The 24,896-nt window shown below is 69.3% G+C and carries 24 protein-coding genes; 7 read left to right on the plus strand and 17 right to left on the minus strand.

Annotated elements, in window-relative coordinates; genetic code table 11:
• Window positions 1-199 precede the first annotated feature (199 nt).
• Together QNJ30_12255 and QNJ30_12260 are read left to right on the plus strand one after the other, a co-directional pair.
• Window positions 200-3,688 carry a pyruvate carboxylase gene (locus QNJ30_12255; protein ID MDJ0944235.1) on the plus strand — a complete coding sequence of 1,163 codons (3,489 nt, stop codon included), beginning with the start codon at window positions 200-202 and terminating at the stop codon, window positions 3,686-3,688.
• A gap of 182 nt (window positions 3,689-3,870) precedes the next feature.
• Complete coding sequence (locus QNJ30_12260; protein MDJ0944236.1) at window positions 3,871-4,809, plus strand: hypothetical protein; 939 nt, start codon at window positions 3,871-3,873, stop codon at window positions 4,807-4,809.
• Between the two features lie 149 nt (window positions 4,810-4,958).
• Here the strand turns inward: QNJ30_12260 and QNJ30_12265 are convergent, their stop codons facing one another.
• Window positions 4,959-5,531, minus strand: a complete 573-nt coding sequence (locus QNJ30_12265; protein MDJ0944237.1) for a hypothetical protein — start codon at window positions 5,529-5,531, stop codon at window positions 4,959-4,961.
• Between the two features lie 248 nt (window positions 5,532-5,779).
• Window positions 5,780-6,208 (minus strand): DM13 domain-containing protein, encoded by a 429-nt coding sequence (locus QNJ30_12270; protein ID MDJ0944238.1) that lies wholly within the window; start codon window positions 6,206-6,208, stop codon window positions 5,780-5,782.
• A 248-nt stretch (window positions 6,209-6,456) separates the two neighbouring features.
• On the opposite strand from QNJ30_12270, the gene QNJ30_12275 reads away from it, so the two are divergent.
• Window positions 6,457-7,428: a DUF4892 domain-containing protein gene (locus QNJ30_12275; GenBank protein MDJ0944239.1), complete on the plus strand. Its 972-nt coding sequence runs from the start codon at window positions 6,457-6,459 to the stop codon at window positions 7,426-7,428.
• A gap of 17 nt (window positions 7,429-7,445) precedes the next feature.
• Here QNJ30_12275 and QNJ30_12280 read toward each other — a convergent pair whose 3' ends face one another.
• The 13 genes from QNJ30_12280 to QNJ30_12340 form a co-directional block, all read right to left on the minus strand.
• Window positions 7,446-8,051 carry a hypothetical protein gene (locus tag QNJ30_12280; GenBank protein MDJ0944240.1) on the minus strand — a complete coding sequence of 202 codons (606 nt, stop codon included), beginning with the start codon at window positions 8,049-8,051 and terminating at the stop codon, window positions 7,446-7,448.
• A 31-nt stretch (window positions 8,052-8,082) separates the two neighbouring features.
• Window positions 8,083-8,301 (minus strand): hypothetical protein, encoded by a 219-nt coding sequence (locus tag QNJ30_12285; GenBank protein ID MDJ0944241.1) that lies wholly within the window; start codon window positions 8,299-8,301, stop codon window positions 8,083-8,085.
• Between the two features lie 96 nt (window positions 8,302-8,397).
• Window positions 8,398-8,646: a hypothetical protein gene (locus QNJ30_12290; GenBank protein ID MDJ0944242.1), complete on the minus strand. Its 249-nt coding sequence runs from the start codon at window positions 8,644-8,646 to the stop codon at window positions 8,398-8,400.
• A 62-nt stretch (window positions 8,647-8,708) separates the two neighbouring features.
• The gene (locus QNJ30_12295) at window positions 8,709-11,648 is read right to left on the minus strand and encodes a hypothetical protein (protein MDJ0944243.1); all 2,940 of its coding nucleotides are present in this window, start codon (window positions 11,646-11,648) and stop codon (window positions 8,709-8,711) included.
• 27 nt (window positions 11,649-11,675) lie between these two features.
• The gene (locus tag QNJ30_12300; protein MDJ0944244.1) at window positions 11,676-12,125 is read right to left on the minus strand and encodes a hypothetical protein; all 450 of its coding nucleotides are present in this window, start codon (window positions 12,123-12,125) and stop codon (window positions 11,676-11,678) included.
• Between the two features lie 95 nt (window positions 12,126-12,220).
• A complete protein-coding gene (locus QNJ30_12305) occupies window positions 12,221-12,439 on the minus strand; it encodes a hypothetical protein (GenBank protein ID MDJ0944245.1) in 219 nt (72 codons plus the stop codon).
• Between the two features lie 90 nt (window positions 12,440-12,529).
• On the minus strand, window positions 12,530-12,781 hold the full coding sequence (locus QNJ30_12310; protein MDJ0944246.1) for a hypothetical protein: 252 nt from the start codon (window positions 12,779-12,781) through the stop codon (window positions 12,530-12,532).
• Window positions 12,782-12,845: 64 nt separating this feature from the next.
• Window positions 12,846-14,900, minus strand: a complete 2,055-nt coding sequence (locus QNJ30_12315; protein ID MDJ0944247.1) for a hypothetical protein — start codon at window positions 14,898-14,900, stop codon at window positions 12,846-12,848.
• A 97-nt stretch (window positions 14,901-14,997) separates the two neighbouring features.
• Window positions 14,998-15,243, minus strand: a complete 246-nt coding sequence (locus QNJ30_12320) for a hypothetical protein (GenBank protein ID MDJ0944248.1) — start codon at window positions 15,241-15,243, stop codon at window positions 14,998-15,000.
• Between the two features lie 19 nt (window positions 15,244-15,262).
• On the minus strand, window positions 15,263-16,099 hold the full coding sequence (locus QNJ30_12325; protein ID MDJ0944249.1) for a phage capsid protein: 837 nt from the start codon (window positions 16,097-16,099) through the stop codon (window positions 15,263-15,265).
• Between the two features lie 302 nt (window positions 16,100-16,401).
• Window positions 16,402-16,623, minus strand: a complete 222-nt coding sequence (locus QNJ30_12330) for a hypothetical protein (protein ID MDJ0944250.1) — start codon at window positions 16,621-16,623, stop codon at window positions 16,402-16,404.
• Window positions 16,624-16,718: 95 nt separating this feature from the next.
• Window positions 16,719-17,528: an iron export ABC transporter permease subunit FetB gene (gene fetB, locus QNJ30_12335; GenBank protein ID MDJ0944251.1), complete on the minus strand. Its 810-nt coding sequence runs from the start codon at window positions 17,526-17,528 to the stop codon at window positions 16,719-16,721.
• On the minus strand, window positions 17,525-18,121 hold the full coding sequence (locus tag QNJ30_12340; protein ID MDJ0944252.1) for an ATP-binding cassette domain-containing protein: 597 nt from the start codon (window positions 18,119-18,121) through the stop codon (window positions 17,525-17,527). The genes fetB and QNJ30_12340 overlap by 4 nt, the downstream gene beginning before the upstream one ends.
• A gap of 455 nt (window positions 18,122-18,576) precedes the next feature.
• Between QNJ30_12340 and QNJ30_12345 the strand changes: the two genes are divergently transcribed.
• Window positions 18,577-18,711, plus strand: coding sequence for a hypothetical protein (locus QNJ30_12345; protein ID MDJ0944253.1), 135 nt, complete (start codon window positions 18,577-18,579; stop codon window positions 18,709-18,711).
• Window positions 18,712-18,866: 155 nt separating this feature from the next.
• Here the strand turns inward: QNJ30_12345 and QNJ30_12350 are convergent, their stop codons facing one another.
• Window positions 18,867-19,061: a hypothetical protein gene (locus QNJ30_12350; GenBank protein MDJ0944254.1), complete on the minus strand. Its 195-nt coding sequence runs from the start codon at window positions 19,059-19,061 to the stop codon at window positions 18,867-18,869.
• A 317-nt stretch (window positions 19,062-19,378) separates the two neighbouring features.
• Between QNJ30_12350 and QNJ30_12355 the strand changes: the two genes are divergently transcribed.
• The 3 genes from QNJ30_12355 to QNJ30_12365 all read left to right on the plus strand — a co-directional run bounded on the left by QNJ30_12355 (window position 19,379) and on the right by QNJ30_12365 (window position 24,014).
• Window positions 19,379-20,203 (plus strand): HAMP domain-containing sensor histidine kinase, encoded by an 825-nt coding sequence (locus tag QNJ30_12355; GenBank protein MDJ0944255.1) that lies wholly within the window; start codon window positions 19,379-19,381, stop codon window positions 20,201-20,203.
• Between the two features lie 299 nt (window positions 20,204-20,502).
• Entirely contained in the window at window positions 20,503-22,161 is a 1,659-nt protein-coding gene (locus QNJ30_12360; protein MDJ0944256.1) for an adenylate/guanylate cyclase domain-containing protein, read from the plus strand.
• 146 nt (window positions 22,162-22,307) lie between these two features.
• Window positions 22,308-24,014 carry a hypothetical protein gene (locus QNJ30_12365; GenBank protein MDJ0944257.1) on the plus strand — a complete coding sequence of 569 codons (1,707 nt, stop codon included), beginning with the start codon at window positions 22,308-22,310 and terminating at the stop codon, window positions 24,012-24,014.
• A 46-nt stretch (window positions 24,015-24,060) separates the two neighbouring features.
• Here the strand turns inward: QNJ30_12365 and QNJ30_12370 are convergent, their stop codons facing one another.
• Window positions 24,061-24,894 (minus strand): hypothetical protein, encoded by an 834-nt coding sequence (locus QNJ30_12370; protein MDJ0944258.1) that lies wholly within the window; start codon window positions 24,892-24,894, stop codon window positions 24,061-24,063.
• Window positions 24,895-24,896 lie beyond the last annotated feature (2 nt).

Genomic DNA, 24,896 nt, shown 5'->3' on the forward strand with positions numbered 1-24,896 from the left:
CGTCTCCTGGACTGTTCGGCGGATGGACTGTTCGGCGGACGTCTGGGCGGCGTTCCGACGGGCGCCGGCTGTCGCCTGCTTCACTGGCGGCAGGCGGCCCGGCTTGCTAGGTTCGCGCCGGGCGGCCGCAGCGGCGGAATGACCGCGGGCCGGCCCCGTTCTTGAGAGAGATCCCTTCCGTGCCGAAGGACCGCGAGCCATGACGTCAAGCCCGGGCGGTGCCGCCCGCCCGCCCTTCCGCAAGCTGCTGGTCGCGAACCGCAGCGAGATCGCCATCCGCGTGCTGCGCGCCGCCAGCGAGCTGGGCATCCGCACGGTCGCGATCTACTCGCACGAGGACCGCTTCGCCCTGCACCGCTTCAAGGCGGACCAGAGCTTCCTGGTCGGCAAGGGCAAAGAGCCGGTCGCCGCCTACCTGGACATCGAGGACATCCTGCGGGTCGCCCACGACGCCCGGGTCGACGCGATCCATCCCGGCTACGGCTTCCTCTCGGAGAACCCAGACTTCGCCGAGGCCTGCGCCGAGGCCGGGATCACCTTCGTCGGCCCCAAGCCCGAGGTGATGCGCCGCCTGGGCAGCAAGGTCGAGGCGCGCAACCTGGCCGAGGAGTCCGGGATCCCGGTGATGCCGGCGACCGGCCCCCTGCCCCGCGATCCGGCCGAAGCGGCGAAGCTGGCCGAGGAGATCGGCTATCCGGTCATGGCCAAGGCGAGCTGGGGCGGCGGCGGCCGCGGCATGCGCAAGATCGAGCGCGCAGAGGACCTGGTCGAGCAGATCGCCGCCGGGCGGCGCGAGGCCAAGGCCGCCTTCGGCAACGACGAGGTCTTCCTGGAGAAGCTGGTCCGGCGCGCCCGCCACGTCGAGGTCCAGATCCTCGGCGACCTGCACGGCAATGTCATCCACCTCTTCGAGCGCGACTGCTCGATGCAGCGGCGCAACCAGAAGATCGTCGAGCGCGCGCCGGCGCCCTACCTCAGCGAGGCCAAGCGCGGCGAGCTCTGCGACGCCGCGGTGCGCCTGGCCCGCGCCGCCGGCTACGAGAACGCCGGCACGGTCGAGTTCCTGATGGACGCCGAGACCGACGCGCTCTACTTCATCGAGGTCAACCCGCGGATCCAGGTCGAGCATACAGTGACCGAGGAGGTCACCGGCGTCGACCTGGTCAAGGCGCAGATCCGCATCGCCGCCGGGGCGCGCATCGGCGAACCGGAAAGCGGCGTGCCGGTCCAGCACCAGCTGCAGCTGCGCGGCCACGCCCTGCAGTGCCGGATCACCACCGAGGACCCGCTGAACAAGTTCATCCCGGACTACGGCCGGATCACCGCCTACCGGGGCGCGACCGGCTTCGGCATCCGGCTCGACGGCGGCACGGCCTACTCCGGCGCGCTGATCACGCCCTTCTACGATTCCCTGCTGGAGAAGGTCACCGCCTGGGCGCCGACCGCCGAAGAGGCCGTGGCCCGCATGGACCGGGCCCTGCGCGAGTTCCGGATCCGCGGCGTGGCCACCAACCTCTGGTTCCTGGAGGCGGTGATCGGCCATCGCAAGTTCCAGCGCGGCGAGGCGACGACGACCTTCATCGACTCAACGCAGGAGCTCTTCGAGTTCCACCTGCGCCGGGACCGGGCGACCCGGCTCCTGACCTTCATCGGCGAGGTCCTGGTCAACGGCAACCCGGAGGTCGAGGGCCGGCCCCGGCCCGCGCGCCTGGAGGCCGTGGTCCCGCCGGAGATACCGCCGGCCGAGGCGGTGTCCGAGCCGCCCGCCGGCAGCCGCCAGCGCCTGGACGCCCTGGGACCCGAGGGCTTCGCCCGGTGGATGCTGGACCAGGAGCGGCTCCTGATCACCGACACCACCCTGCGCGACGCCCATCAGTCGCTGATCGCGACCCGGATGCGCAGCTACGACCTGGTCGCCATCGCCCCCTTCTACGCCCAGCGCCTGCCGCAGCTGCTATCCCTGGAGTGCTGGGGCGGGGCGACCTTCGACGTCGCCCTGCGCTTTCTCAAGGAGGACCCCTGGGACCGCCTGGCCCGGCTGCGCGCGGCGGTGCCCAACATCCTGCTGCAGATGCTGACCCGCGGCTCCAACGGGGTCGGCTACAGCAACTACCCGGACAACGTGGTCCGCCACTTCCTGGCCCAGGCGGCCGAGGCCGGGGTCGACCTCTTCCGGGTCTTCGATTCCCTGAACTGGATCGAGAACATGCGGGTCTCGATCGACGCGATCCGCGAGGCCGGCAAGCTCTGCGAGGCGGCGATCTGCTACACCGGCGACCTATCCGACCCCGCCGAGAGCAAGTACGACCTCGCGTACTACGTGAGCCTGGCCAAGGAGCTGGAGGCGGCCGGCGCCCATATCCTCGGCATCAAGGACATGGGCGGCCTCTGCAAGCCGGAGGCGGCGCGGCTCCTGGTCACGGCCCTCAAGGGCGAGGTCGGCATCCCGATCCACTTCCACACCCACGACACCAGCGGCATCTCGGCCGCCAGCGTGCTGGCCGCGGCCGAGGCCGGGGTCGACGCCGCCGACGCCGCGCTCGATCCGATGAGCGGCCTGACCTCGCAGCCCAATCTGGGCGGCATCGCAGCCGCCTTGGCCGGGGGCCCGCGCGATCCGGGCCTGAACAAGCAGGCCCTGCGCGACGCTGCCGCCTACTGGGAGGCGGCTCGGCGCAACTACGGCGCCTTCGAGAGCGACCTCAGGGCCGGCGCCTCCTCGGTCTACGACCACGGCATGCCGGGCGGGCAGTACACCAACCTGCGCGAGCAGGCCCGCGCCCTGGGCCTGGAGCGGCACTGGCAGGATGTCGAGGTCGCCTACGCCCAGGTCAACCGGCTGTTCGGCGACATCATCAAGGTGACCCCGACCTCCAAGGTGGTCGGCGACCTGGCCCTCTTCATGGTCTCCAACGGCCTGACCCCTGAGGACGTCCTGGACCCCAAGCGCGAGGTCGCCTTCCCGGCCTCGGTCATCGCCCTGTTCCGCGGCGAGATCGGCCAGCCCTACGGCGGCTTCCCGGAGGCCCTGCAGAGGAAGGTCCTCAAGGGCGCCGAGCCGCTTACGGTGCGCGCCGGCTCGGTCCTGCCGCCGGCCGACCTGGACCGGGCCCGGGGCGAGGCCGAGAAGAAGACCCGGCGCCACGTCGGCGAGCGCGAGCTCTCCTCCTACCTGATGTACCCCGAGGTCTTCGTCGACTACGCCAAGCACCGGCGCGCCTACGGCGACGTCTCGGTGCTGCCGACCCCGGTGTTCTTCTACGGCCTGGAGCCGGGCCAGGAGGTCAACGTCGAGATCGAGGCGGGCAAGACCCTGATCATCTCCTTCCTGGCGCTGAGCGACCCCGACGAGGAGGGCCAGCGCACGGTCTTCTTCGAGCTCAACGGCCAGCCGCGCAACGTCAAGGTCCCGGACCGGGCGCTGGCGGCCTCGGGCAAGCTGCGGCGCAAGGCCGACGACTCCGATCCCGGTCAGGTTGGCGCGCCCATGCCGGGGATGATCGTCACGGTCTGCGACGCCGGCAAGACGGTCGCCGCCGGCGACCCGCTCTTCGTCATCGAGGCCATGAAGATGGAGACCGGGGTCTACGCCGAGGTCGCCGGCCGGGTCACCGAGGTGGTCGCCGGCACCGGCAGCCGGGTCGAGCCCCACGACCTGGTCCTGGTCATCGAGCCCGAGGCCGCCTGACGCAGGTCCCGGCAGAGCGGCCGAGTCCAAGACACCAACACGTGAATCCGGGGCAAATTCAAGAGAAACACTTACCTCCCGGCAAAAGAGCCCTGGCCCAATACCCTTGGACCGAGTACTAGGGCTTCCTTCCAAGCTCAAGCTTGGCTAGGGTCTCCCTGTACCGCAGCAGAAGGGCGGTTATGAGCTACGACCTCTACTTCGGGACCAAGAACGGCCGCGACCAGCCGAGCCGCGAGGAGCTGACCGCCTACTTCGACGGCCGGGCCTGCTACCGCGTCGAGGGCAACCAGGCGACCTACGACAACCGCGACACCGGGGTCTACTTCCACTTCGACCTGGCCGACGCCACGGAGCCCGAGGTCCTGGCCGAGCTCGGCGAGGACGCCTTCCGCCACTTCGCCTCCTTCAACCTCAACTACTACCGGCCGCACATCTTCGGCCTCGAGGCGGCGCCGGAGCTGGCCGCCTTCATCGCCCGCTTCGACCTGGCGACCAACGACCCCCAGGTCGACGGCCGGGGCCGCAGGCCCTTCAGCGAGGCGGGCTTCCTCGAGGGCTGGAACGACGGCAACCTCGAGGCCTACCAGAACTTCGCCAAGGACTACAGCGGCGAGGAGTTCCACGCCCTGCCCTCCGAGATCCTGGAGGCCGTGTGGCGCTGGAACCGCGACCGCGGCGCCCACCAGGAGCGCCTGGGCCAGAACGTCTTCGTGCCCAAGATCTCGATGGTCACGGTGCCCGAGGGCGGCCCGCCGCGGACCATGGTGGTCTGGCCCGACGCCCTGCCCTGCGTCCTGCCCCGGGTCGACATGATCTTCGTCCCGCGCCAGCAGCTCGCGCCGCGCCGCTTCTTCCTGCGCCAGGAGGACATCGCGGCGACCACCTGGGCCGACGCCGCGCCGCTGATCCTCGGCTTCCGCCAGGTTCCGGGCCCCCTGCCCTACTGGAAGCTGGACTACGAGACCGCGCCCAAGGAGGTCGCCGCCTTCGTCGCCGGCCTGGAGCCGGTCAAGAAGGACGACTGCCAGATGCTGGCCAACGACCAGGTCCTGACCCTGGAGCTGCTGCAGGCCGCCTGCGGCGAGGAAACCCCGAAGGACCGCACCAGCGCGACCTGAGGCGGGCGTCAGCCCCTGCCAACACTCGGCCCATCGTTTTCCCACAGCTGTCATGCCCGGACTTGATCCGGGCATCCACGGTGCCGCGTCTCGATGGATCCCCGGGTCAAGCCCGGGTATGACACCTCTGGGGTGGCAGATTTCGAGCCCTAACCCCTGACCGCGACCCAGCGGCCGGGGGGCAGGTCCTCGGGGAAGTCCTCGACCGCGTCGACGCTGCGGGCCCGGCGCAGGCGGCGGCGGAACTGCTCGTCCAGGACCTGCTGCAGGTTGACCGACTGGGCCAGCGGCACCGCGAGCTCACGGCCCAGGAGGGCGGCCAGGGCCTCGCGGAAGTCCGGCGGCATGGCGTTGGGGTCGGCGATGCTGGCGACGTAGCGCAGGTAGACCGCCTCGGCGTCGCTCAGCAGGCGCCGCCCTTCGATCCGGTAGCGCACCCCTTCGCGGGCCGCCGGGTCGTCGTGGACCGCGACCGTGCGCAGCCAGTCGGCCGGCAGCTGGTAGGCCCGGGCGAAGCCGAAGGCCGGCGCCTCGGCCAGGCGCGCCAGCTTGACCCGCCGGATCGCGAAGTTCCAGGCGTGGCCGCGCAGCAGGTCGTCGCGCAGCTTGTCGTACTGCTCGGCGCAGACGTTGGCGTTCTTGCTGCCCTCGGTGAGGGCGACGATGCGCGCCGCGCCGATCTTGGCGAGCGCGGAATTGCAGATCCCGACCACGTCGGCCATGGGCTGTTACTCCTGATCTCTGGAGATGGCGGGGCCGGACGCGGCCCCGGAAAAGACGAAGGGCCCCCGACCGGGGGCCCTTGCAAACAACAAGCGGATGCAGACGATCGGGTCTCGATCCTCAATCGATGCCGACCTCGCCCTTCGACAAGCTCAGGACGAGGTGAGAGGACACCCTCATGCTGAGCCTGTCGAAGCATGAGGATGCGAAAGCATCTTTGCGCCCAGAGACTCGTCTCTGGCACCGGTTACTTCAGCTTGGCGACGCCCAGGGGCACCGAGAACTTCTCGCACCAGACCCAGACCTCGTTGTACTGCGAGGCGTCGATCCCGGCCGGGAGCTTGTAGCTCTGCTTGCCGCTGTTCGACTGCAACTTACTGAAGCGGGTCGAGCCGTCGTAGCCGTCCTTGCCGAGGCCGAGCTGCGGGTCCGGCGCGCCGTCGAAGCTGAAGTCCTCCTCCAGCACCAGGACGTAGCCCTCGGCGGTCTTCTCGACCGTGACCCCGCCCGAGGTCACGTGGCCGCTGGCGCCCTGGAAGCTGCCCCGGGCGACGTGGTCCGCGGCCGGCGCGGCGGCGGCGAAGTAGATCAGGGCCGCCACCGCGACCAGGCTCGGCAGGAGGCTGCGCGCGATCACCGGTCGGATCTGCGCGCGGCGCGTGGCACTGTGTCTCAAGTCTCTCTCCTCCATCTGAAGCCGGGCCCGGCGGCGGGACTGCCCCCTGCCCTCGCGCAAGACTTGGGGACGGCGGCCGCTCACGGCCCGTCACGTTCGCTTGACCGCATCGCGCTTGCCACGAAGCCGCCGCCCTCCAGGACGCATCGCTCGACCGGCGATTCCATGTTATCCCTGGCGGCGGATCCGGCGCGTCCACGCCCCCCTTTGCGGCCCGGGTTCGGGTCGTCAACGAGGAGGCTTCGAAGATGCTCGTATTCCCAGCCGCGCCCCTGCGGGTGGCGCTCACGCTTCTCGCGCTCGCCGCCGCCGCGCCGGCCCGAGCGGCCGACGTCCAGGACAGCCAGGACCACCCCCTGGTCGGCAAGCGCTACGAGGGCTCGGAGATCACCCACTACCAGGAGACCGAGTTCGACGAGTACGGCCTGATGGTCGCGCCGGCCGAGAACTACGGCGGCGCCGCGAAGAACGAGGCCTCGATGCGGGTGGTCGAGGGCCGGGTCACTCGGATCCGCTACCTGGCCCCGGCCGAACAGAGCGTCGCCGCCGTCTTCCGCTCCTACGCGACGGCGCTCAAGGCGGCCGGCTTCGAAGAGGTCTTCACCTGCAAGTACAAGGCCTGCGGCGGGCGCAACTTCAACCACAGCATGAACGTCAGCCATCTGACCGAGTCCAAGGACTTTCGCTACCTCGCCGCCAGGCTGCCGCGGCCCGAGGACGGCGACGCCTACGTCTCGCTCTACGTCGGGCTCTCCGACACCGGCGGCGGCAAGACCTTCAAGCGGGTCATCACCCAGCTCGACGTGATCGAGGCCGAGGCCCTGGGCGAGAAGATGGTGGCGGTCGACGCCGGCGAGATGGCCAAGGCTATCGACGCCACCGGCCGCATCGCGCTCTACGGCATCTACTTCGACACGGACAAGACCGAGATCAAGCCGGAGTCCGAGGAGACCCTGGCGCAGATCGCCAAGCTGCTCCAGGACCAGGTCGGCCTCAAGCTGGTGGTCGTCGGCCACACCGACAACCGGGGCCAGCTCGACTACAACATGGAGCTTTCCAAGCGCCGGGCCGAGGCGGTCAAGCAGGCCCTGGTCGCGGACTACGGCATCGAGGCCGGCCGCCTGGCGGCCTGGGGCGTCGGCTACCTGGCCCCGGTCGCCAGCAACCGCGCCGAGGACGGCCGCGCCAAGAACCGCCGGGTCGAGCTGGTCGAGCAGTAGCGCGGGCCACGCGCCTCTCAGGCCAGGTCCGGCTCGACGATCCCCTCGATCCGGGGCAGGCCGCGCAGCTCGCGCAGCATGTTGATCCCCATGGCGCCCTGCTCGACGGCGTCGTCCAGGGCGACGTGGCTGTGCCGCAGGTCGTCGAACCAGCGCCGCGGGAATCGCCGCTTGGTCGCCTGGCGGAAGGGCAGCTTGAGCAGGGCCGCGCCCAGGGTCTTGAGGCAGAGGCCCGAGATCCCGAGCGGATTGCGGCCGGCGAAGCGGTGCAGGTACCAGTTGATCCAGGCGAAGTCGTAGGCGGCGGGAAAACCAATGAAGGTCGCACGGCCGTGCGCCCGGCCCAGCGCCTCGAGGTGCGCGGCGTAGCGCGGCAGGGCCGTGGCCGGGTCCTCGGGATCCTTGCGGGCCGCCGCCCAGGCCTCGGGGAACTTTTGCCACCAGGCCAGGGTCTCGGGATCGCCCTCGGCGCCCGGCAGGGTCTCCAGGTTGACGGCGAAGCGGGCGACCAGCTCCTTCTCCAGGGTGAAGGCGGCCGAGCCGAAGCTCAGCATGGAGTTCCGCCCCGGAATCCGCCCGTCGGCCTCGATGTCGACGGAAATGAAAAGCTCTCGTTCCGACATGGCGGCGATCCTAGCGGCGCCTCGCGCAGGCTCAAGCCCGAGCTCGGCCCGGCTCGGGCTCGGCCTCGCGGCAGGCCTCGACCCAGTCGGCGCGTTCCTGGTTGGTGAAGATCCGGGGCGCTTCGATCCCGGCCCCGCGCTGGAAGGCCGCGGCGAAGAAGCGCCGGGCCCGGGTTTCCTGGGACGGCGTGCGGAGCTGGCCCTGGACGCCCAGGGCCGCGATCCGGGCCTCGACCCGCCCGGCAGCCACGCCCCACGGGTCCAGCTCGACGCGCCGGGCCTCTGCCGGAAACAGAAACGGCGGCCGAAGCCGCCGCTACCAGGGACTCAAGCGATTGCGATGAGCCTAGTCGTCCTCGGGCCGCCAGAAGATCTTCTCGATGTCCTCTTCGTCGTAGCCTAACTTGCGCAGAAGCGCGGGCGTTGCTCCTTCTGCATCGCGAAAGGAGTAGAGGTTGCCGCCTGGAACCCACATTTTCTTCTGTGGCACATAGCTCTGAACTTCGCCCGAACCGTCATCAAAAACGACCGCCCGACGAACGCCTCCCATCTCCGGAATTGATGGCTCCGCAATTATCTCGACAATCCGCCTCATCAACCTGCCTCCTTCAACTTCCGCCGGTGCCTCCTCATTCATTACGTAAGCAACCAATAAGGCTAACGCATCGGCTCTCTCGAATCCCTATTCCCAGTAGCCAGCCACGCCTCCCAGGCTCGTTCAAAAATCTCCCGAGATCGAGCCATGTCAGCTCTCCATTGCGGTTGCAGTTCCTCAGGAATCTTTCTTCCGACGTTGCGATACTTCTCGAATAGCTGCCGCTGCTCGTCGGCCGCCTTCTTGAAGGGCGCGCCCTGAACCTGCAGCTCTATGGTCACTCCGCTTTCGTGCTGGAGCTGCATATGGAGTCCCGTGTAGCCCGTGACAGGGTTCGGCCGTTTCATGTAGTTCTTTTCGTCGACCACCAGAAATTCCTTTCGAATTCGGGTCAGGGCCCGCTCCATGGCCTTGTCGTTCTCGGGGATGAGCCGGCCTGCCAGGTAGTCCCGGACCAAGTGGGCGCCGCTGTCCGGCGAGGCCGGCTCGACGCCAAGCTCCCGCATGTCATCCTGGAACTCTCTGATCTTGAAGGTCAGCCTGTCGCCGTCCTCCTTGACGCGGCTCAGGTCGAACTTGGTGCCCGGGACGGACTTGGCGATGTCTTCGAGCCGGCGGTCGAAGTCGGGCTTCGCTTGCGCCGCCATCTCAAGCAGCCTCCGCCGGTCCTCGACCGGCTGCACGATTGTCCTCTTGGTGAGCACCGGGTCGGGCTGGCCGACGGGTAGGCCGGCGCCGCCTGGGCTCGTGGGGCGCCCGCCTTTCGGGGCTCCGGGGTCCCCACCCTCGCCCGGCTTGGACCCCGGGCCTTTTCGGCCGCCGCCCCGTGTGATCCCGAGCTGGCGCATCGGACGGGGCGCTCCGGGTCTGAAGCCGCCGGCGGCGGCGTCGGCCGCGAGGTCGCGGTCGGCGCGGCCGAACTTGAGCTGGGGCTCGATGAGCCTCTGCCGGGTCTCCTCATCCTCGGTCATGAGGATCTGGTCGAGGACCGTGCGGATCTCGTTGCGCGGGGCGCCAAAGCCGAAGGGTAGGAGCGTCTGGATCCGCTGCTTGACCTCGGCCTCGGTCTCAGGCGTCACCCGGAGCATGTCCCGGAACAGCGCGGCCATCTCCGGGTCCAGGCCGAAGCCGACCGCGGCCTCGCGGAAGGCCTCCTCGCTCAGTCCGGCGGTTTCCGACAGGAACTCGTTGATCTCGCGCTCGCTCGGGCCCCGGGGGCCCTCTCCCTCCCCGGCCGCGCCGCCGGCGTCGTCGCTGCCGGCCTGGGCCAGTTGCGGGGCCGCGGCGAGGCGCGGGTCGCGCAGGCCGTAGAGGCTGCCCGGGTCGACGCTGGTCAGGTCGACGCTGGCCGGGTCGATGCCGGCGTCCTCCAGCTCGGCGATCGTCGCGGCCCGGGCCTCGGCCTCGGCGCGGAGCCCGGCCGGCAGGCCGGCGATCAGCTCGGCCAGCGCTGCCTCGTCGGGCGGGGCCGTCTCGTCGCCGGGGTTTGCGCCGTCGGCGCGCGCCGCCAGGAGCAGGGCCGGCCGGGCCTCGGGCTCGGCATCGAGATAGGCCTCGACCCAGTCGGCGCGTTCCTGGTTGGTGAAGATCCGGGGCGCCTCGATTCCGGCCTCGCGCTGGAAGGCCGCGGCAAAGAAGCGCCGGGCCCGGGCTTCCTGGGCCGGCGTGCGGAGCTGGCCCTGGGCGGTCAGCGCCGCGATCCGGGCCTCGACCCGCGCCGCCACCGCGCCCCGCGGGTCCAGCTCGATGCGCCGGCGCAGGGGCTCGGCCAGGCGCAGCACGGCCGCCCGCTCCGCCGGGCCGACGCCGGCTTCCTCGAGGACCCGGTCCCAGGCCACCTGCGGCCGGCCGCTCAAACGCCCGGCCAGGTCTCGGCGCCCGGCCGCAGTCTCGGCCTCGGCCTCCAGGCCCGCCAGGGCCTCGGGCCCCGCCAGCTCGGCGATCTGGGCCAGGGTCTCGGGGTCCGGGCTGCGGCCCGCCGCCAGCGCCGCCAGGGCCTCGGCCCGGGCGTGGCCGGCCAGCCTCCGGTTCTCCTCGGGCTGGCGCGCGCGCTCGGCCGCGATCCGCCGCGCCAGGCGGCTCCGCGCCGCCTCGGGCAGGGCCTCGGCCGCCGCAAGAGCCTCTGCCGCCGCGTCCGGATCGCTGTCCACCAGAAAGCCCTCGACCTCGGCCAGGTCCAGGCGGGCGCGGGTCTGCCCGGCGAAGGCCGCCAGGCGCGCCGGCTCGGCCCCGGCGGCGAAGTCGGCGAGTAGCTCGTCGAGGGCCGCCGCGGCCTCGGCCGCCCGCGCGGGATCGCTTTGCACGGCCTCGACCAGCTCGCCGGCCTCGGACTCGAGCTGCGCGGCGGTCTGGGCGCGCAGGCGCGCGCCCTGCTCGAGCGCACCCTGCTCCAGCAGCACGAGCTGGTGGCTGCCGAGCTCCGCCTCCAGGCGGGCCAGGTCGTCCTCGCCCAGGCCGGACTCGCGCGCCGCGGCCAGCCGCGACTCGAGGACGGCCTCGGCCTGCGCCTTGACCGCCGCCGGCAGGCCGGCCGCCGGCTGCTCGGCGCCGTCGAGGACCTCGCGGGCCGCCTCGGTCATCTCCCGCCGGCCAGCGGCCGCCTGGGCTCGGCGCGCCGCGATTGTCGCGCCACGACGCAGGCGCTCCGCGGCCGCTTCCGGCGGCTCGGGCTTGCGCGACGGCAAGGGCGGGGCCGCCCCTCCATCGACCGCTTCGCCCTCAGCCTTCTTCTTGTCGTCCTTCGCCTTCCCTTTCTCGGCTTCAGCCTTTTCCTTCTCGGCTTCAGCCTTCTCCTTCTCGGCCTCGGCTTTCTTTCGCTCGGCCTCGGCCTTCTTCTTCTCCTTTTCCCTCTTGATCCGCGCGGCCTCGCCCTTGAGGCCGCGCCCGAGGTCGGCCAGGACCTCGTCGATCTCGGTTTCGAAGAGCCCCTCGGGAATCCGCAGGCCCGGGTCCCGCCTCAGGCCGACGCGCGGCACCGCGCCGCGGCCCGGCACGCTCGCCATCTCTCGCTTGCCTTCGGTCCGAGAGCGTCAGCGGAAGGTCCGGAGGTCGGAGGCCGCGCCGCTCAGGAGTGTCGAGGTGCCGGACAACAGCGCCCGGTCGCGCTGGCTGCGCCCGGCCATGCGCTCGAGGCGGGCCTGCTGCTCCAGTCGGGTGGCGGAGACCAGACCGTTGTTGAGCAGGTCCAAGGCGCCCAGCTCGGTCTCGGCGGCGATGTCCTCCTCGACCAGGAGCGCGGAGCCCCGGCCGGCGACACCCGAGCCGGCGCGCCGGGCCCTGGAGCGGGCGCCGAGTCGGCTCTGCTCGCGGCGGAAGTCCTGGGCCTGGCGCGCGGCGATCCGGCGCTCGCGCTCGGCCTGCTGCTCGGCGATCTCGGCCATGAATTCCGATTGATTGGCTTGCGCCACGCCTTGGACGACGGTCCCGGCGGCGGCCGCCGCGGTCCCGGCCAGGGCGAGGAAGAGCTCAGGTCCTGCCATGGATTGCTTCCTATATTCTCGTGTGTCGGGGTCCGGAAAGGAACGGGGCGGCCCCTTTCGGAACCGCCCCGCTTCACTTCGGGGAGAGACAGGTCTCAGGTGACCTTGGCGACGGTCACCGTGGTCGGGCCCGCATCGTCGCTGCCGGCCTGGGCCAGTTGCGTGGCCTCGGCCAGGCGCGGGTCGCGCAGGCCGTAGAGGCTGTCGGAGTCGGCGCGGACGAGGTCGACGCTGGACGGGTCGATGCCGGCGTCCTCCAGCTCGGCGATCGTCGCGGCCCGGGCCTCGGCGCGGAGCCACGCCGGCGAGTCCAATTTGAAGTGCCGGCGCCGTAGTCTCCGCTGGAGTCAGAAACGGCGGCCGGAGCCGCCGTGCTATTCGGGAATCAAGAGTTTGATATAGACCTATTCGTCTCCCGGCTGCCAGAGGATGTTCTGGATGTCCTCTTCCTCGTAGCCCATCTCTTCCAGCATCTCGCGGTCCAAATCTTCCGCGGTCCAAAGGGATTGAAGGCTTGAGCCGCCCTTCACCCAGGTTTTCTTTCGCTGATGGTAGGTCTGAATCTGCCCCCACCCGTTCTCCAGGGTAACAGCACGAGCTATCCCACCTGTCTCAGGCAGGGACGGCCCAAGAACAATGTCGACAACCTTTTGCATCCAGAAGGTTCCTCTTTACGCTCTACCATACTCTAGATATGGAGGGCTTGATCCAGTTGCGTAGCTACTTTTCGACCCTGGGGTCCTTGTTTCCGGCACCGAGCCATTCCCTCCAGGCACGCTCGAAGACTTCCCGAGATCGCGCCTGGTCTCTTTTGTAGTCCGACCAAAGCGCGTCGGGAATATCATCTCCGAAGTCACGGTACTTCTCGAAGATCTCGCGCTGTGCATCAGCAGCCTTTTTGAAGGGCGCACCCTGCACCTGCAGTTCCACGGTCAGTCCGTTCTTATGCCTGAGCTGCAAGTGTATCGCGGAGTACCCTGTCAGGGGTTTCGGCTTCTTCATGAAATCCTTTTCGTCGACCACCACGAAATCCTTTCGGACCCGCGCCAGCACACCCTGCAGGGCTTCGTGGTTCTCCGGGATCAACCGGCCCGCCAGGTAATCGCGGATGAGGTGAGCGCCGCTATCCGGCGAGGCCGGCTCGACACCGGCTTTCCGCATTTCCTTCTGGAACTCTTCAATCTTGGAAGTCAGCCTATCGCCGTCCTCCTTGATCCGGCTCAGGCCGAGCTTGGTCCCCGGCACGGACCTGGCGATGTCTTCGAGCTGGCGGTCGAAGTCGGGCTTGGCCTCCGCCGCCATCTCCAGCAGCCTGCGCCGGCCCTCGACCGGCTGGACGACCGTCCTCTTGGTGAGCACCGGGTCGGGCTGGCCGACGGACAGACCGGCGCCGCCTGGGCTCCTGGGGCGGCCGCCTCGCGGGGCTTCGGGGTCGCCATCCTCGCCCGGCTTGGAGCCTCGGCCTTTCCGGCCGCCGCCCTGGGTGATCCCGAGCTGGCGCGTCGGACGGGTCGCTCCGGACCGGAAGCCGCCGGCGGCGGCGTCGGCCGCGAGGTCGCGGTCGGCGCGGCCGAACTTGAGCTGCGGCTCGATAAGCCTCTGCCGGGTCTCCGCGTCCTCGGTCATGAGGATCTGGTCGAGGACCGTGCGGATCTCGTTGCGCGGGGCGCCGAAGCCGAAGGGTAAGAGCGTTCGGATCCGCTGCCTGACCTCGGCCTCGGTCTCCGGCGTCACCCGGAGCATGTCGCGGAACAGCGCGGCCATCTCCGGATCCAGGCCGAAGCCGGCGGCGGCGTCGCGGAAGGCCGCGTCGCTGAGGTCGCCGGTCTCGGACAGGAAGTCGTTGATCTCGCGCTCGCTGGGGCCCCGGGGGTCCTCGAACCCGCCGGCGTCGTCGGCGCCGGCCTGGGCCAGTTGCCGGGCGCGCGGGTCGTGCGGGCGCAAGCCGGGCGCGGCCGCCTCCTGGAAGACGGCGAGGCCGGCCGGGCTGAGACCCTCGGCGCGGCCGCTCCGCACGATCCCGGCCTGCGCCGCCGTCCTGGCAAGCAGGCGCTCCTGCATCGGGCGGCGGGCGCGCTCGGCGGCGATCTCCAGCTCCAGGCGGGCGCGCTGCGGCGCGGGCAGCGTTTCGATCGCCTCAAGGGCCGCCGCCGCCGCCTTGGGATCGCCGGCGGCGATGTGGCCTTCGACCTCGGCGGCGGCCAGCGCGGCCCGGGTCTCTTCGCCAAAGGCCGAAAGCACCTCGGCGGCGACGCCCGGCGCGAAGTCGGCGAACAGCTCGTCGAGGGCCGCCACGGCGTCGAACGCCCGCGCGGGGTTCGCCAGCACGGCCGCGACCAGCGCGCCGGCCTCGGCCTCGAGCTGCCCGGCGGCCTGGGCGCGCAGGCGCGCGGCCTGCTCGGCCAGGCCCCGCTCCAGCAGCAGGAGCTGGTGGGCGCCGAGCTCGGCCTCGAGCCGGGCCAGGTCGTCCTCGCCGAGCCCGGCCCGGCGGGCCTCGCTCAGGCGTGCCGCCATGGCGGCGCCGGTCTCGGCCTTGACCGCCGCCGGCAGCCCAGCCGGCGCATCGTCCGGTGCCGCGAAGAGACCGAGCGCAGCCCGGGTCATCTCCGGCCGACCGGCGCCCGCCTGGGCCCGGCGTGCCGCCACCGCGGCGCCCCGGCGCAGGCGCGCCGCCACCGACTCCGGCGGCTCGGGCTTGCGCGACGGCAGCTGTGGAGTCGCAGCAAGGGCGGCCGCGGGCCCGGCCGCGGCGCGCGAGAGCTCCGGTCCTGCCATGGACTGCTTCCTTCTTTTCGTCTGCGTGGGGGAGTCCGAAAAAGAACGGGGCGGCCCCTTTCGGGACCGCCCCGCTTCAGGTCGGGGGAGGGAGAGGTCAGGTGCCGTTGGCGACGGTCACCGTGGTCGGGCTGGCGGCGGTCACGACCAGGAGGTCGACCGTCCGCGCGCCGCCGGTGTTGCCGACCGCCAGGACCACGTCGTTGGGATCGAGCTGGCCCTGGAAGGGCAGGAAGTAGTCGGCCGCCGCGATCGCCGCGATCGCGTCCGCCGTGCGGTAGAGGTAGAGCTTCTGCCCGTCGCCGTTGGACAACAGCACCATGCGTTTGGGATCGAAGGCCATGGCTTGTCGCGTCCTCCTGTCAGGCCGGGATCGCCAGGGTGTCGTTGACCCGGATCTCGACCACGCCCTCGGGGTCGATCAGGCAGGCGCCCTGGCTCATCATGTTGTTGACGAAGTGCGCCGCCCGGTCGCCGTGCCAGGTGATGTCGGTCATGACATCGGCGCCCACGGCGTGGCCGATGGCGGTGCGGTGGTAGAGCAGGCAGCGGGTCTGGTTGCTGCCGACCCCGGTCAGGCCGGTGTGCATGATCCAGTTGACCCCCAACCAGGTCCGCGAGCCCGCCGCCTTGACGTAGGGCAGGTCCTTGCCGACGAAGTCGGAGGAGGCGAACTCGTTGATGGTCATGGCGACCGACCACTGGCGCGGCGACAAAAGGCCGAAGCGGCCGCCGTCGTTGGGCACGTCGGCGCCGTTGAGGGCCTCGACCGACTCCAGGAAGAGGGTCCGGGTCATGGCGCCGGTGAAGTCGCCGACGAAGCTGCTGGTGCCGCCGGCGGCGGTCAGGACCAGCTCATCGGTCTTGCGGCCGAGGCCCCAGGCGCCGGCGTTGGCCACCACCTCGCGCTCGTCGTGGTTGGTCTTCAGCTCGTCCAGCTTGTCGACCCAGTCGCCGGCGTAGAAGTCGGCGAGCTGGCATTCGATGGGGTCGTGGCTGGCGTTCATCGGCGTGATCTGGCCGTGGCGGGCCTTGGTCGTGGCCGCCCCCTTGCCGACCTTCTGGAAGGTCGTCGAGGCGCCGCGGACGTTGTTCTTGGTCCGCACGGTGCCCCGCAGGAGGGAGCCGCGCCGCTGGTAGGCTTCGTGAACTTCGCGCTCGAACTGCTTGACGAAGCTCAGATCGATGGAGGTGCTCATCGCGTGAGGTCGCTCCTTGTCAGCTTGTCTTGGGGTTCGGGAAAGAGCACCCCGCCGGTTGTCCTGGACGGTCAGGCCGAGGCCCGCGGTTCCCCGCCTCCAGCCCGGATCGGGATGGGCGCACGGGCCGCCGGCCGCCGGCCCGCTTCAGGGCCACCGGGATTGCGTGAAGAAAGGCAGGCCGGGGCGGCCGCGGGCCCTGCCCTCTGGACAGGGTTGCCCGCGCCCGCGCCGGGTCGGGAAATCGAAAAAGGAATCAGGCGCGACGGCGGCCCGGGCTCGGGCGCCCGGTCGCGCGTCGGCTAAAAGGTCTTGCCGGCCTGGCCGGTCTGCAGCTCGCGGATCTGCTCGCGCATCAGTTCGATCTGGGTCTCCAGGTTGTCGATCTGGCGCTGCAGGTCGAAGACGGTGGGCGTCGAGGCCTCGGCCCCGGGCGACGGGGCGCGCCCGGCGCCGGAGTTCGCGGCGCAGCCCGCGAGCGCGAGCGGCAGGGTCAGGACGAGGATGGCGGCGAGGCGGGCCATGGTCTTGGTCTCCCGGTTGGGCGGACTTGCCCCCTTGTCCCTGTGTAGCACGAGGCCCGGTCGAGTCGGCAAGGCCCGGCGCCGCCGGACGCCCGTCACCCCTCCTCCGCGGCCGGCAGCAGGCGGTCGAGGCGCAGCCGGTGGCGGCCGTCGGTCAGGCGCCGCACGCCGCCCAGGACCGCGGCGACCGCGCCCAGGCCGGTGCCGCCGGCGATCAGGAACATGATCAGGAGCTGGTACTTCACCGCCTCGACCGGCTCCACCCCGGCCAGGATCTGCCCGGTCATCATGCCCGGCAGGGCGACCAGCCCGGTCGCCGCCATGGCGTTGACGATCGGCATCAGGGCGGCGCGCAGGGCCTCGCGGGCGATCGGCCGGGTCGCCTCGTCGCGGGTCGCACCCAGGGCGAGCTGCGCCTCGACCCCGGCCCGAGCGCGCCAGAGGCCCGTGCTCAGGCTCTGCAGGCCGAGGCTGACCCCGGTCATGGTGTTGCCCAGGACCATGCCGAGCAGCGGCAGGGCGTAGCGCGGGTGGTACCAGGGCTCGGGCTGGACCGCGGTTGTCAGGGCCAGGACCGTGACCGCCGCCGCGGCCAGGAGCATGCAGCCGGTGCCCAGGCCGTAGCGCCAGAGCCCGGCCAGCGGCCGCTCCTGGCGGGCGACGATCTCGCGCCCGGCGAAGAGCACCATGGCGAGCGCGGCCAGCCCGGTCCAGAGCGCCGAGACCTGGGCGAAGAGCCAGGTCAGGACCAAGCCGATCAGTAGCAGCTGGACGATCATCCGCGCCGCCGCGATCAGGTACTGGCGCTCGAGCCGCAGCCGGAAAGTCAGCGACAGGGCGCCGTTGAGCAGCACCAGCAGGGAGGCCAGCACCAGGTCCTGGAGGTCGAGGACGATGTAGCTCATGCCGCGGGTTCCACCAACCGGCCGCCCTCCAGGCGCAGGACGCCCTCGGTCGCCCTGGCCAGCTGGGCGGCGTCGTGGCTGATCCAGAGGGCGCAGCCGCCGCCGGCGCGGTGCTCGGCGATCAGGGCCTCGACCGCGGCCGTGCTCTCCGGGTCGAGGGCGGCGGTCGGCTCGTCGAGCAGCAGGACCTGGGGCCCCCGGACCAGGGCCCGGACCAGGGCGAGGCGCTGGCGCTCGCCGCTGGACAGGCGGGCGACCGGCCAGTCGTGGCAGTCCTCGGGCAAGCCCAGCGCCGCCAGCAGCGGGCGCGCCGGCTCCCGGTCCGGGAAATGGGCGCCGACCCGGTCGGCCCACCAGCCGGACTCGGCGGCCAGGTAGCAGACCCGGCGACGCCACAGGGGCGCCGGCAGGTCCTCGCGCCGGGTGCCGTCCAGGCTGACCTCGCCGGCGCTGGCGTCGAGGTCGGCGAGCGCGCGCAGCAGCAGGGACTTGCCGGCGCCCGAGGGGCCGCCGATCCCCAGGCAGCCGCCCGCCGCGACCTCGAAGGAGATCGGGCCCAGGCCGGGGCGGCTGAGTTTGCGGACCGAGAACATTGCAGGCTCAGGATGCGCCGGGCGCCGCCGGGGCTGTCAAGCGGCTCCTGCCGGGACGGTGGGGCGGGATCGCGAGGGCCCAAAATGGAAGAGCCCCGTTGGGGGGCAACGGGACTCTTCCGGTTTTGCGAGCCAAGATCGGGAGCTGGCATGACCAAGAGAAGAAGGCTAGAAGCTTCTCCGCGATGGCCGCGATGGAGAAAGAGGCAGCTCCCAAGACCCAAGGTACGACCGGTAAGGTTAACAAATCCTTAACGCCTCGGCCTTTGGTGAGCCCCCGCCCTAACCACAAAGCTCACAGATAACCCCCGCCGATGTTATCTCGGCCGCCCTAGGCTTGTGCCAGCTGCCGAATCCGCAGAAGGTCGCCCGCCAGACCGCGGATCTTTAACGGTTTTTTAAGGCTAAGGGTTAAATCATCGGTTAACCAAACCAGGCGCAGGGAGCCTGCTGCGATGATCGCAGACCTCGTTGACCTTTCGATCGTGCTCTTGATTGTGGTGCTGATCGGCTATCCCGCGACCCTGACGGTCCTGCAGGCCGTTCAGGCTCGCGCGCGTCGCTCGCAGGAGCGCGAGGACCGCTACTGAGGCGCCGACCAAAAGGCCCCGCGGCGGCGGAGCTGCGGGGCCGAGCCCGGCTGGTGGCGGCGGCGGAGATCTCCTTTTCGAGCTCCGCGTCCGCCGTGCTTCCCCCGAGTCCCGAGAGCCTCGAGCCTTCGCCTCGCCCGGCGGCAGCGCGCGGGCTACTCGAGCAGCCGAACCTGCTCGGCGACATCGGCAAGACTCAGGGCCACGAGATCCCAGATCGCCAAGGCGTCGTCCGCCAGGTAGGCGAAGACCAGAAGCACCGGCACCGACAAGGTCGCCGCCAACATCGCGTATTCGATCGCCGTCGCGCCCTGCTCGGCGGTCAAAAAGCCCCTGCGCAGCCGTTTCATGCACCCCTCCCGGCGTCTTGGTTGTTATTTACCTCTTGTTAAGGAAGTACGCCGAACTGCGGAGACCGTCAATAAAAAACCATGTATTCTACCAAAATTGTCACGATTTTTGGTCTCAATTTTAACTATAGAACGAGTATATGGTAAATTTCCATTATGAGAAGTGAATTGTTTGCCTTTATTAATAAGTTCTCAAAAAGATCCGGCTATCGTGCCGGCAGACGAGACAGGCACGGGCGGCGACGATCCGGGGACGGCTCCGGGGGCGGCGCGGGACAGGCCGGTGCCGGACGCCACCCAGCGGGATCTGAGACCAGGTGACCAGCGCAGCTCCGAAAGCCCAGAACGTCGGCCGCCAGGCCCCGACACGCGAGACCAAGCGCCCGCAGCGGCCGGCCGAGACGCCCCGCCCGGCCGGCAGCGAGGCCGAGCGGGTCCGGGTCGACCATGCCCTGCGCACCGCCCTGACCGCGATCCTCGGCTTTTCCGAGGTCATCGGCCAGGAGATGTTCGGGCCGGTCGGCAACCCGCAGTACCGCCAGTACGCCCAGGACATCTTCAAGACCGGGCAGCAGCTCATGGCCTTCCTCGGCGAGGTCGAGCAGCTGCCCTGCGCCACCGCCGACGGCGCCCGCCGGCCCTACCAGGTCTGCCACGTGCCCACCGCCCTGGGCGACGCCCGGCGGCTGGCCAGCAAGCTGGCGCGGGACGCCGGCGTGACCCTGGCGGTCGACGTGCCGGAGGGCCTGCCGCTGCTCAAGATGGACCAGCGGGCGCTGCAGCAGATCGTCCTGACCCTGATCCTCAACGCGATCCGGGCCTCCGACCCGGGCGACCTGGTCTCCGCGGTGCCCGACGTCAGCCTCGCCGGCGAGTTCCGCCTGACCGTGCAGTCCCAGCTCGGCAGCCTGCCGGGCGGCCAGCCCCTGCCGCCGACCCAGGCCGAGGAGGTCAAGACCAACGATCCGGCCCTGGCCAACCTGCCGACCCGGCTCGGGCTCGACATCCCGAGGTCCCTGGTCGAGCTCCACGGCGGCCGCCTCGAGGTGCACTGCATCCCCGAGTTCGGCCTGCGCGCCACGGCCCGCTTCCCCAAGGCCTGGGTGATCGAGCCCAACGGCAAGGCCCCGCTCGACGGCTGAGGCCACGCATCGGCCCGACACCGAGGGACCTGAGCAGGCCCTCGCGCGCTTCTGCCGACCCTTCGTTCTGTCCGCGGAAACCCGCGACCGCCGGCCGTTCGACTCCTGGCCGTCTTGTTAGACTGCAATAGGAAAGTCTGGACGCCGGCGATGTGGGTCGAATGGGGGAATCCCCACAGACCAATCCACCAGTGCCGTTATCCTGGACGCGGAGCGCCCCGGCAAAGGCAATTGGCCGTCTGCGGCGCCAAAGCGTATAGTTGTGTCGTCTTGAATGCTGGACGGGAGGTCGTTAACTCATGCCGGCTGATCGCCTCGAGCGCAGGCTGGCTGCTGTCCTTTGCCTTGACATGGTCGGCTACTCGCTGCTGATGGAGGCGGACGAGGAGGGGACGATTGCGCGGCAGAAGGCGCATCGCACCGAGGTTATCGACCCGAAAATCGCCGCGCATTCCGGTCGCATCGTCAAGTCGACCGGCGATGGTTTGCTGGTGGAGTTTGCCAGCGTCGTGGACGCCGTAGGCTGCGCGGTCGATATCCAGGCGAGCCTCGCAGAATTCGAGGCGAACTCCCTACACAAAGAACAGATCAAATACCGTGTCGGAATCAATCTGGGCGACGTCGTCGTCGAAGGCAGCGAGATCTATGGCGATGGTGTGAACATTGCGGTTCGATTGGAATCTTTCGCCGATCCCGGCGGTATCTGCATTTCCGAACTGGTCCATTCTCAGATCGTCGGCAAGATCGGCGTTAAGTTCTCCGGCGGCCAAGACTGCATTCTGAAAAACATCACCCGGCCGGTGCAAGTCTGGCGCTGGCCGGGAAGCCCTCAAAGCGGCCCGCCCATCAGGCGGCGCGCTGCGCGGCCGGCTATGCAGAGGCCCGGACACCGGATCAGAAACGTTGTCAACGTGCGCCCCTTGGACGTCAGCGCCGTCTTCAAGGGACGCCAGCGCGAAACGAAGGCCCTGCGGGACTATCTCGCCGATCCCTTGGTCCACATGGTCAGCATCTTGGGTCGGGGCGGGATGGGCAAGACGGCGCTCGCGACGCGGGTTCTGGCCGATCTCGAAAGCGGCCAACTCAATGGCTCAGCCGTCCAGGGCATCGTCTACCTCGCGGCGAAAAGCATGCGGATTACGCTGGAGCGCCTCTATGCGGACGTCGGGCGGATGTTCGACGACAAGACGGCCGAGGCCTTGAGACTGAGGTGGGGCAATCCGGTCATGTCTCTGAGGGCGAAAGCAGAGTATCTCATCGAGACGATGACGAACGGCCTCTACATCATCCTGCTGGACAATCTGGAAGACGAGCTCGAAGCGGATGGAACGATCGAAGACGAAGGCCTTCGGATATTCGTCGAACAGGCCCTGATCGAACCGAGCGGTGTCCGCCTCGTCGTCACCTCGCGCCAGAAGGTCAGGCTCCCGCCTGCGGCCTTGCGGTTCACTAGGGCGATTTCTCTCGAGGGCGGTCTTGCGCAGCAGGAAGCGATCGCCCTGCTGAAGGAATTGGACCCCCAGGGCACGCTCGGCATTCGGGATGCACCACGGCAGCTCTTGCGCCGGGCCAGCCAGCTGACACGCGGTATTCCCAGGGCCTTAGAGCTTCTGGCCGGTTTGCTGTATGAGGACCCGACCACCGATCTCGCCACGCTGATCTCCGATAAGAGCCTCTTCGGAACGGAGGTCATGAGCCCATTGGTCGCCGTCGGCTACAAGCACCTGAGGGAGTCCGAGCGGCGCCTCATGGAGGCGCTTGCCGTCTTCAACGAGCAAGTCGACGAGCACGCAATCGCGCATCTGATACAGCCCTGGGTGACGGGGCCGGATGTTCACGCCGGATTGCGGCGCCTGGTCAATGGTTACTTCGTGAAGTATCACACCGATACGCGTACCTACAGTCTGCATCAGCTGGACCGGGATTACGCCTACGAACAAATCCCTGAAGCGTCGTAGCAGGGCACGCGGGGGGCAGCACTGTGGAAGGATACACCAAAGATAGCCTCGAAAATAGAGTGGCTCAATACTACGAGGCCCTCTACCGGGAGACCTTTCCAGCGAAGGGTACGACCAAGCCTGCAAGCATCAAGGAAGTATATCCGATGCTCATGGCCTTCGAGCATCGTCTACGGGGCGACGGCTATGCGCAGGCCCTCAAAGACCTCAACGATGTCGATACCTACCTGCTGACCTGGGGGCATTTTGACCGCCTTGTGAAGATGAGAACGAGGCTGGAGCCCGACGAAGTTGGAGATCGTTTGACCGAGGTCGAACGGGGGCAAAATCTCGGACGACTGGGCGTTACCTATCTGTTCATGGCCCATCCCGAAAAGGCCGACTCATTCCTCGCCGCGGCCGAGACCATCGCCAAGGATTGCGGGGACTCCGAAAACGAGGGGCTGTGGCAGATCTACCGGGCCTGGAACAAGAACGATGCGGGCGCGCGGGACGAGGCCGAGACTCTCCTCAAAAGTGCCAAGCGCAAGGTCGCCACGAAGGCGGACAAAGCCTTCTGCGCGGCGCACTTCGGTTGGCTTCACCAAGGCCTGCTGGGCTACCACGATGTGATGCAGGCCACGGAAATGCTGCAAAGCTTCGATGAAGCGGTGCGCCTGTACGATTCCATACCGGCCGGCGAGCGCGACCCCATGCTGCGCGCCTACCGAGCCACCTTGGCCTATATGGGTCGAGCACGCAGCTATGCGGTCTTGGGACAGCATGATGCAGCCAATCACGATTTCAAGGCGGCCTACGACGAGCTGAGAGCCATCGATCACCAGCGCATGCTCGCCGTCTGGGGGACGAACAAGGGAAGCGCCGAGCGAGAAATGGGCAAGTTGGCCCAAGCGAAAAGCACGCTCGAGCACGCTCTTCGTTTGAGCATCGCCATCGGCGACCGCCGTGGCGAGCAGGTGGCCAACAGCTTGCTCGGAAAGGTCCATCGTGATGGAGCCTGGGCGATCCGGATCAAGAACGACGCGTTCACCGAAGAGTCGGTCGAGCTTCTACAAGCCTCCGCACATCATTTCGAACGGGCGATAAAGGGAGAGCGAAAACTTGGAAACAAGCTTCGCTTGGTCATCGCATTGCGGCGGCTGGCGAACGTCAACCGGGAGCTGAGCCGCGCGCTAACCGATCTGAAGCAAGACGAGGCGGCCATCCGGGTTTCGAGGCAGGCCGAAGAGGGCTACCTGGAAGCCGGGAAAGTCGCACCAGCGGACGATGCCAGGACGACGATCTACGATTGGCTCGAGCGGACCAGGTCTGCCTCGGCGATGCCGAACTCCGCGCGCGGGTCCTTTCCAGGGGCGCAAGTTCCATCGAACGCAGAAAAACAGCTTGAGAATGAAAACAAACCATTGGTTGTCCCACCCGTCGAGACCGAGATAGGGATCGTACTTCTTCGGCAAAAGGACGCCTACAAGTTCGAGGGCCATCAGCTTGACAGTCCGGCGACCGCGTTCCGTGCGGCGATCGGCAAGTTGGAGAAGGAGCTGAACAAGCTCAAGCAAAAGGAAAAGAAGCTCGACGAGACGGCCAGAGACCTGAAACGAGCGGCGGAGTTGAACTACGCTCTCGGGACGGCTCTGGTCGGATTGGCGGTCTCGGATGGCAAGGGAAAGACCGATGAAAACAGCAAGAAAGCAAGAAAAATCCTTGAACGTACGCTGAATGACTTTCCGTCCCCGGGTTTCATTCGGGACACTTACGAGGATCTGGCAGCCATGCAGGGGGCCATCGAGAAACCTAAACTCATTGACGAGTTCCTGTCGCTTTTCCGGAAAAAATGGCCCCCGGAAATGCTGTAGCACGTCTGGCTGAAGAACAGGGCGCTAAGGTCGCGCTTCTGCGCCCCTACCCCGCCCCGCCGTGGAGGCGGCGGTAGAGGCTCCGCAGCTCGCTCTGGACCTCTTCCGCCTTGTAGCGCTCGGCGGGCAGGCCGTGCAGGGCGTCGATGCGCCGGGCCAGGCCGTCATCCTCGGGGCCGCCGGGGCCGATCAAGGGCTGGTCCTCCAACAGCGCGCCGCCGACGGCGGCGAGCAGGCGCAGAAAGCCGGCCTGGCTGCCCAGGCGGCTGCCGTCGGCCAGGGTGAGCTCGGCCAGGGCCCCGCCCTCCTCCGCCCCGAAGCGCTGCACCGCGCGCCGGGCCAAAGCCAGGTTGCGCACGTAGTCCGGCCCCCAGGCCCGGCGCAGCTCGCCTTCGGACGCCGTCTCGGCCCGGTCGCGCCGCGCCGTCCCGGCGGCGTCGAGGCCCTCGACCTCGCCGCCGAACCAGTCCAGCGCCGCCTGCACGACGCCGGGGGTCGCCCCCGCCGCCTGCATCGCCGCCAGGAAGCGGCCGCGGCGCTCGGCCAGGACGCCGGACTCCTCGCTGGCGTCCAGGCGCGCCGGGAAGCTGACCGGGTAGTCCTCGGGCCGCTCGGGGACCCCGAGGCGGCGGTGGAACTGCCGCCACTCGGCGGCGTCGGCGGCCTCGCCAGGCAGGACCACGGCGCGGCCGAGCCGGCGCTCAAGCTCCACGTAGGACCTGAGCGCCTCGGTCGGGCCGGCGAACTTCTGCGCGGCCTTGGCCAGCTCCTCCGGCAGGTCGTCTGGCCAGGCCGGCGCCGTCTCCGCCGGGTCTGGCGCCGCCTCGATCGGCTCCGCGGAACCGCCGCTCTCCGCCTGCTGCACTTCGTCTCGATCCATCG

The sequence above is a fragment of the Kiloniellales bacterium genome, assembly GCA_030066685.1.
In the GTDB taxonomy this organism is placed as follows: domain Bacteria; phylum Pseudomonadota; class Alphaproteobacteria; order Kiloniellales; family JAKSBE01; genus JAKSBE01.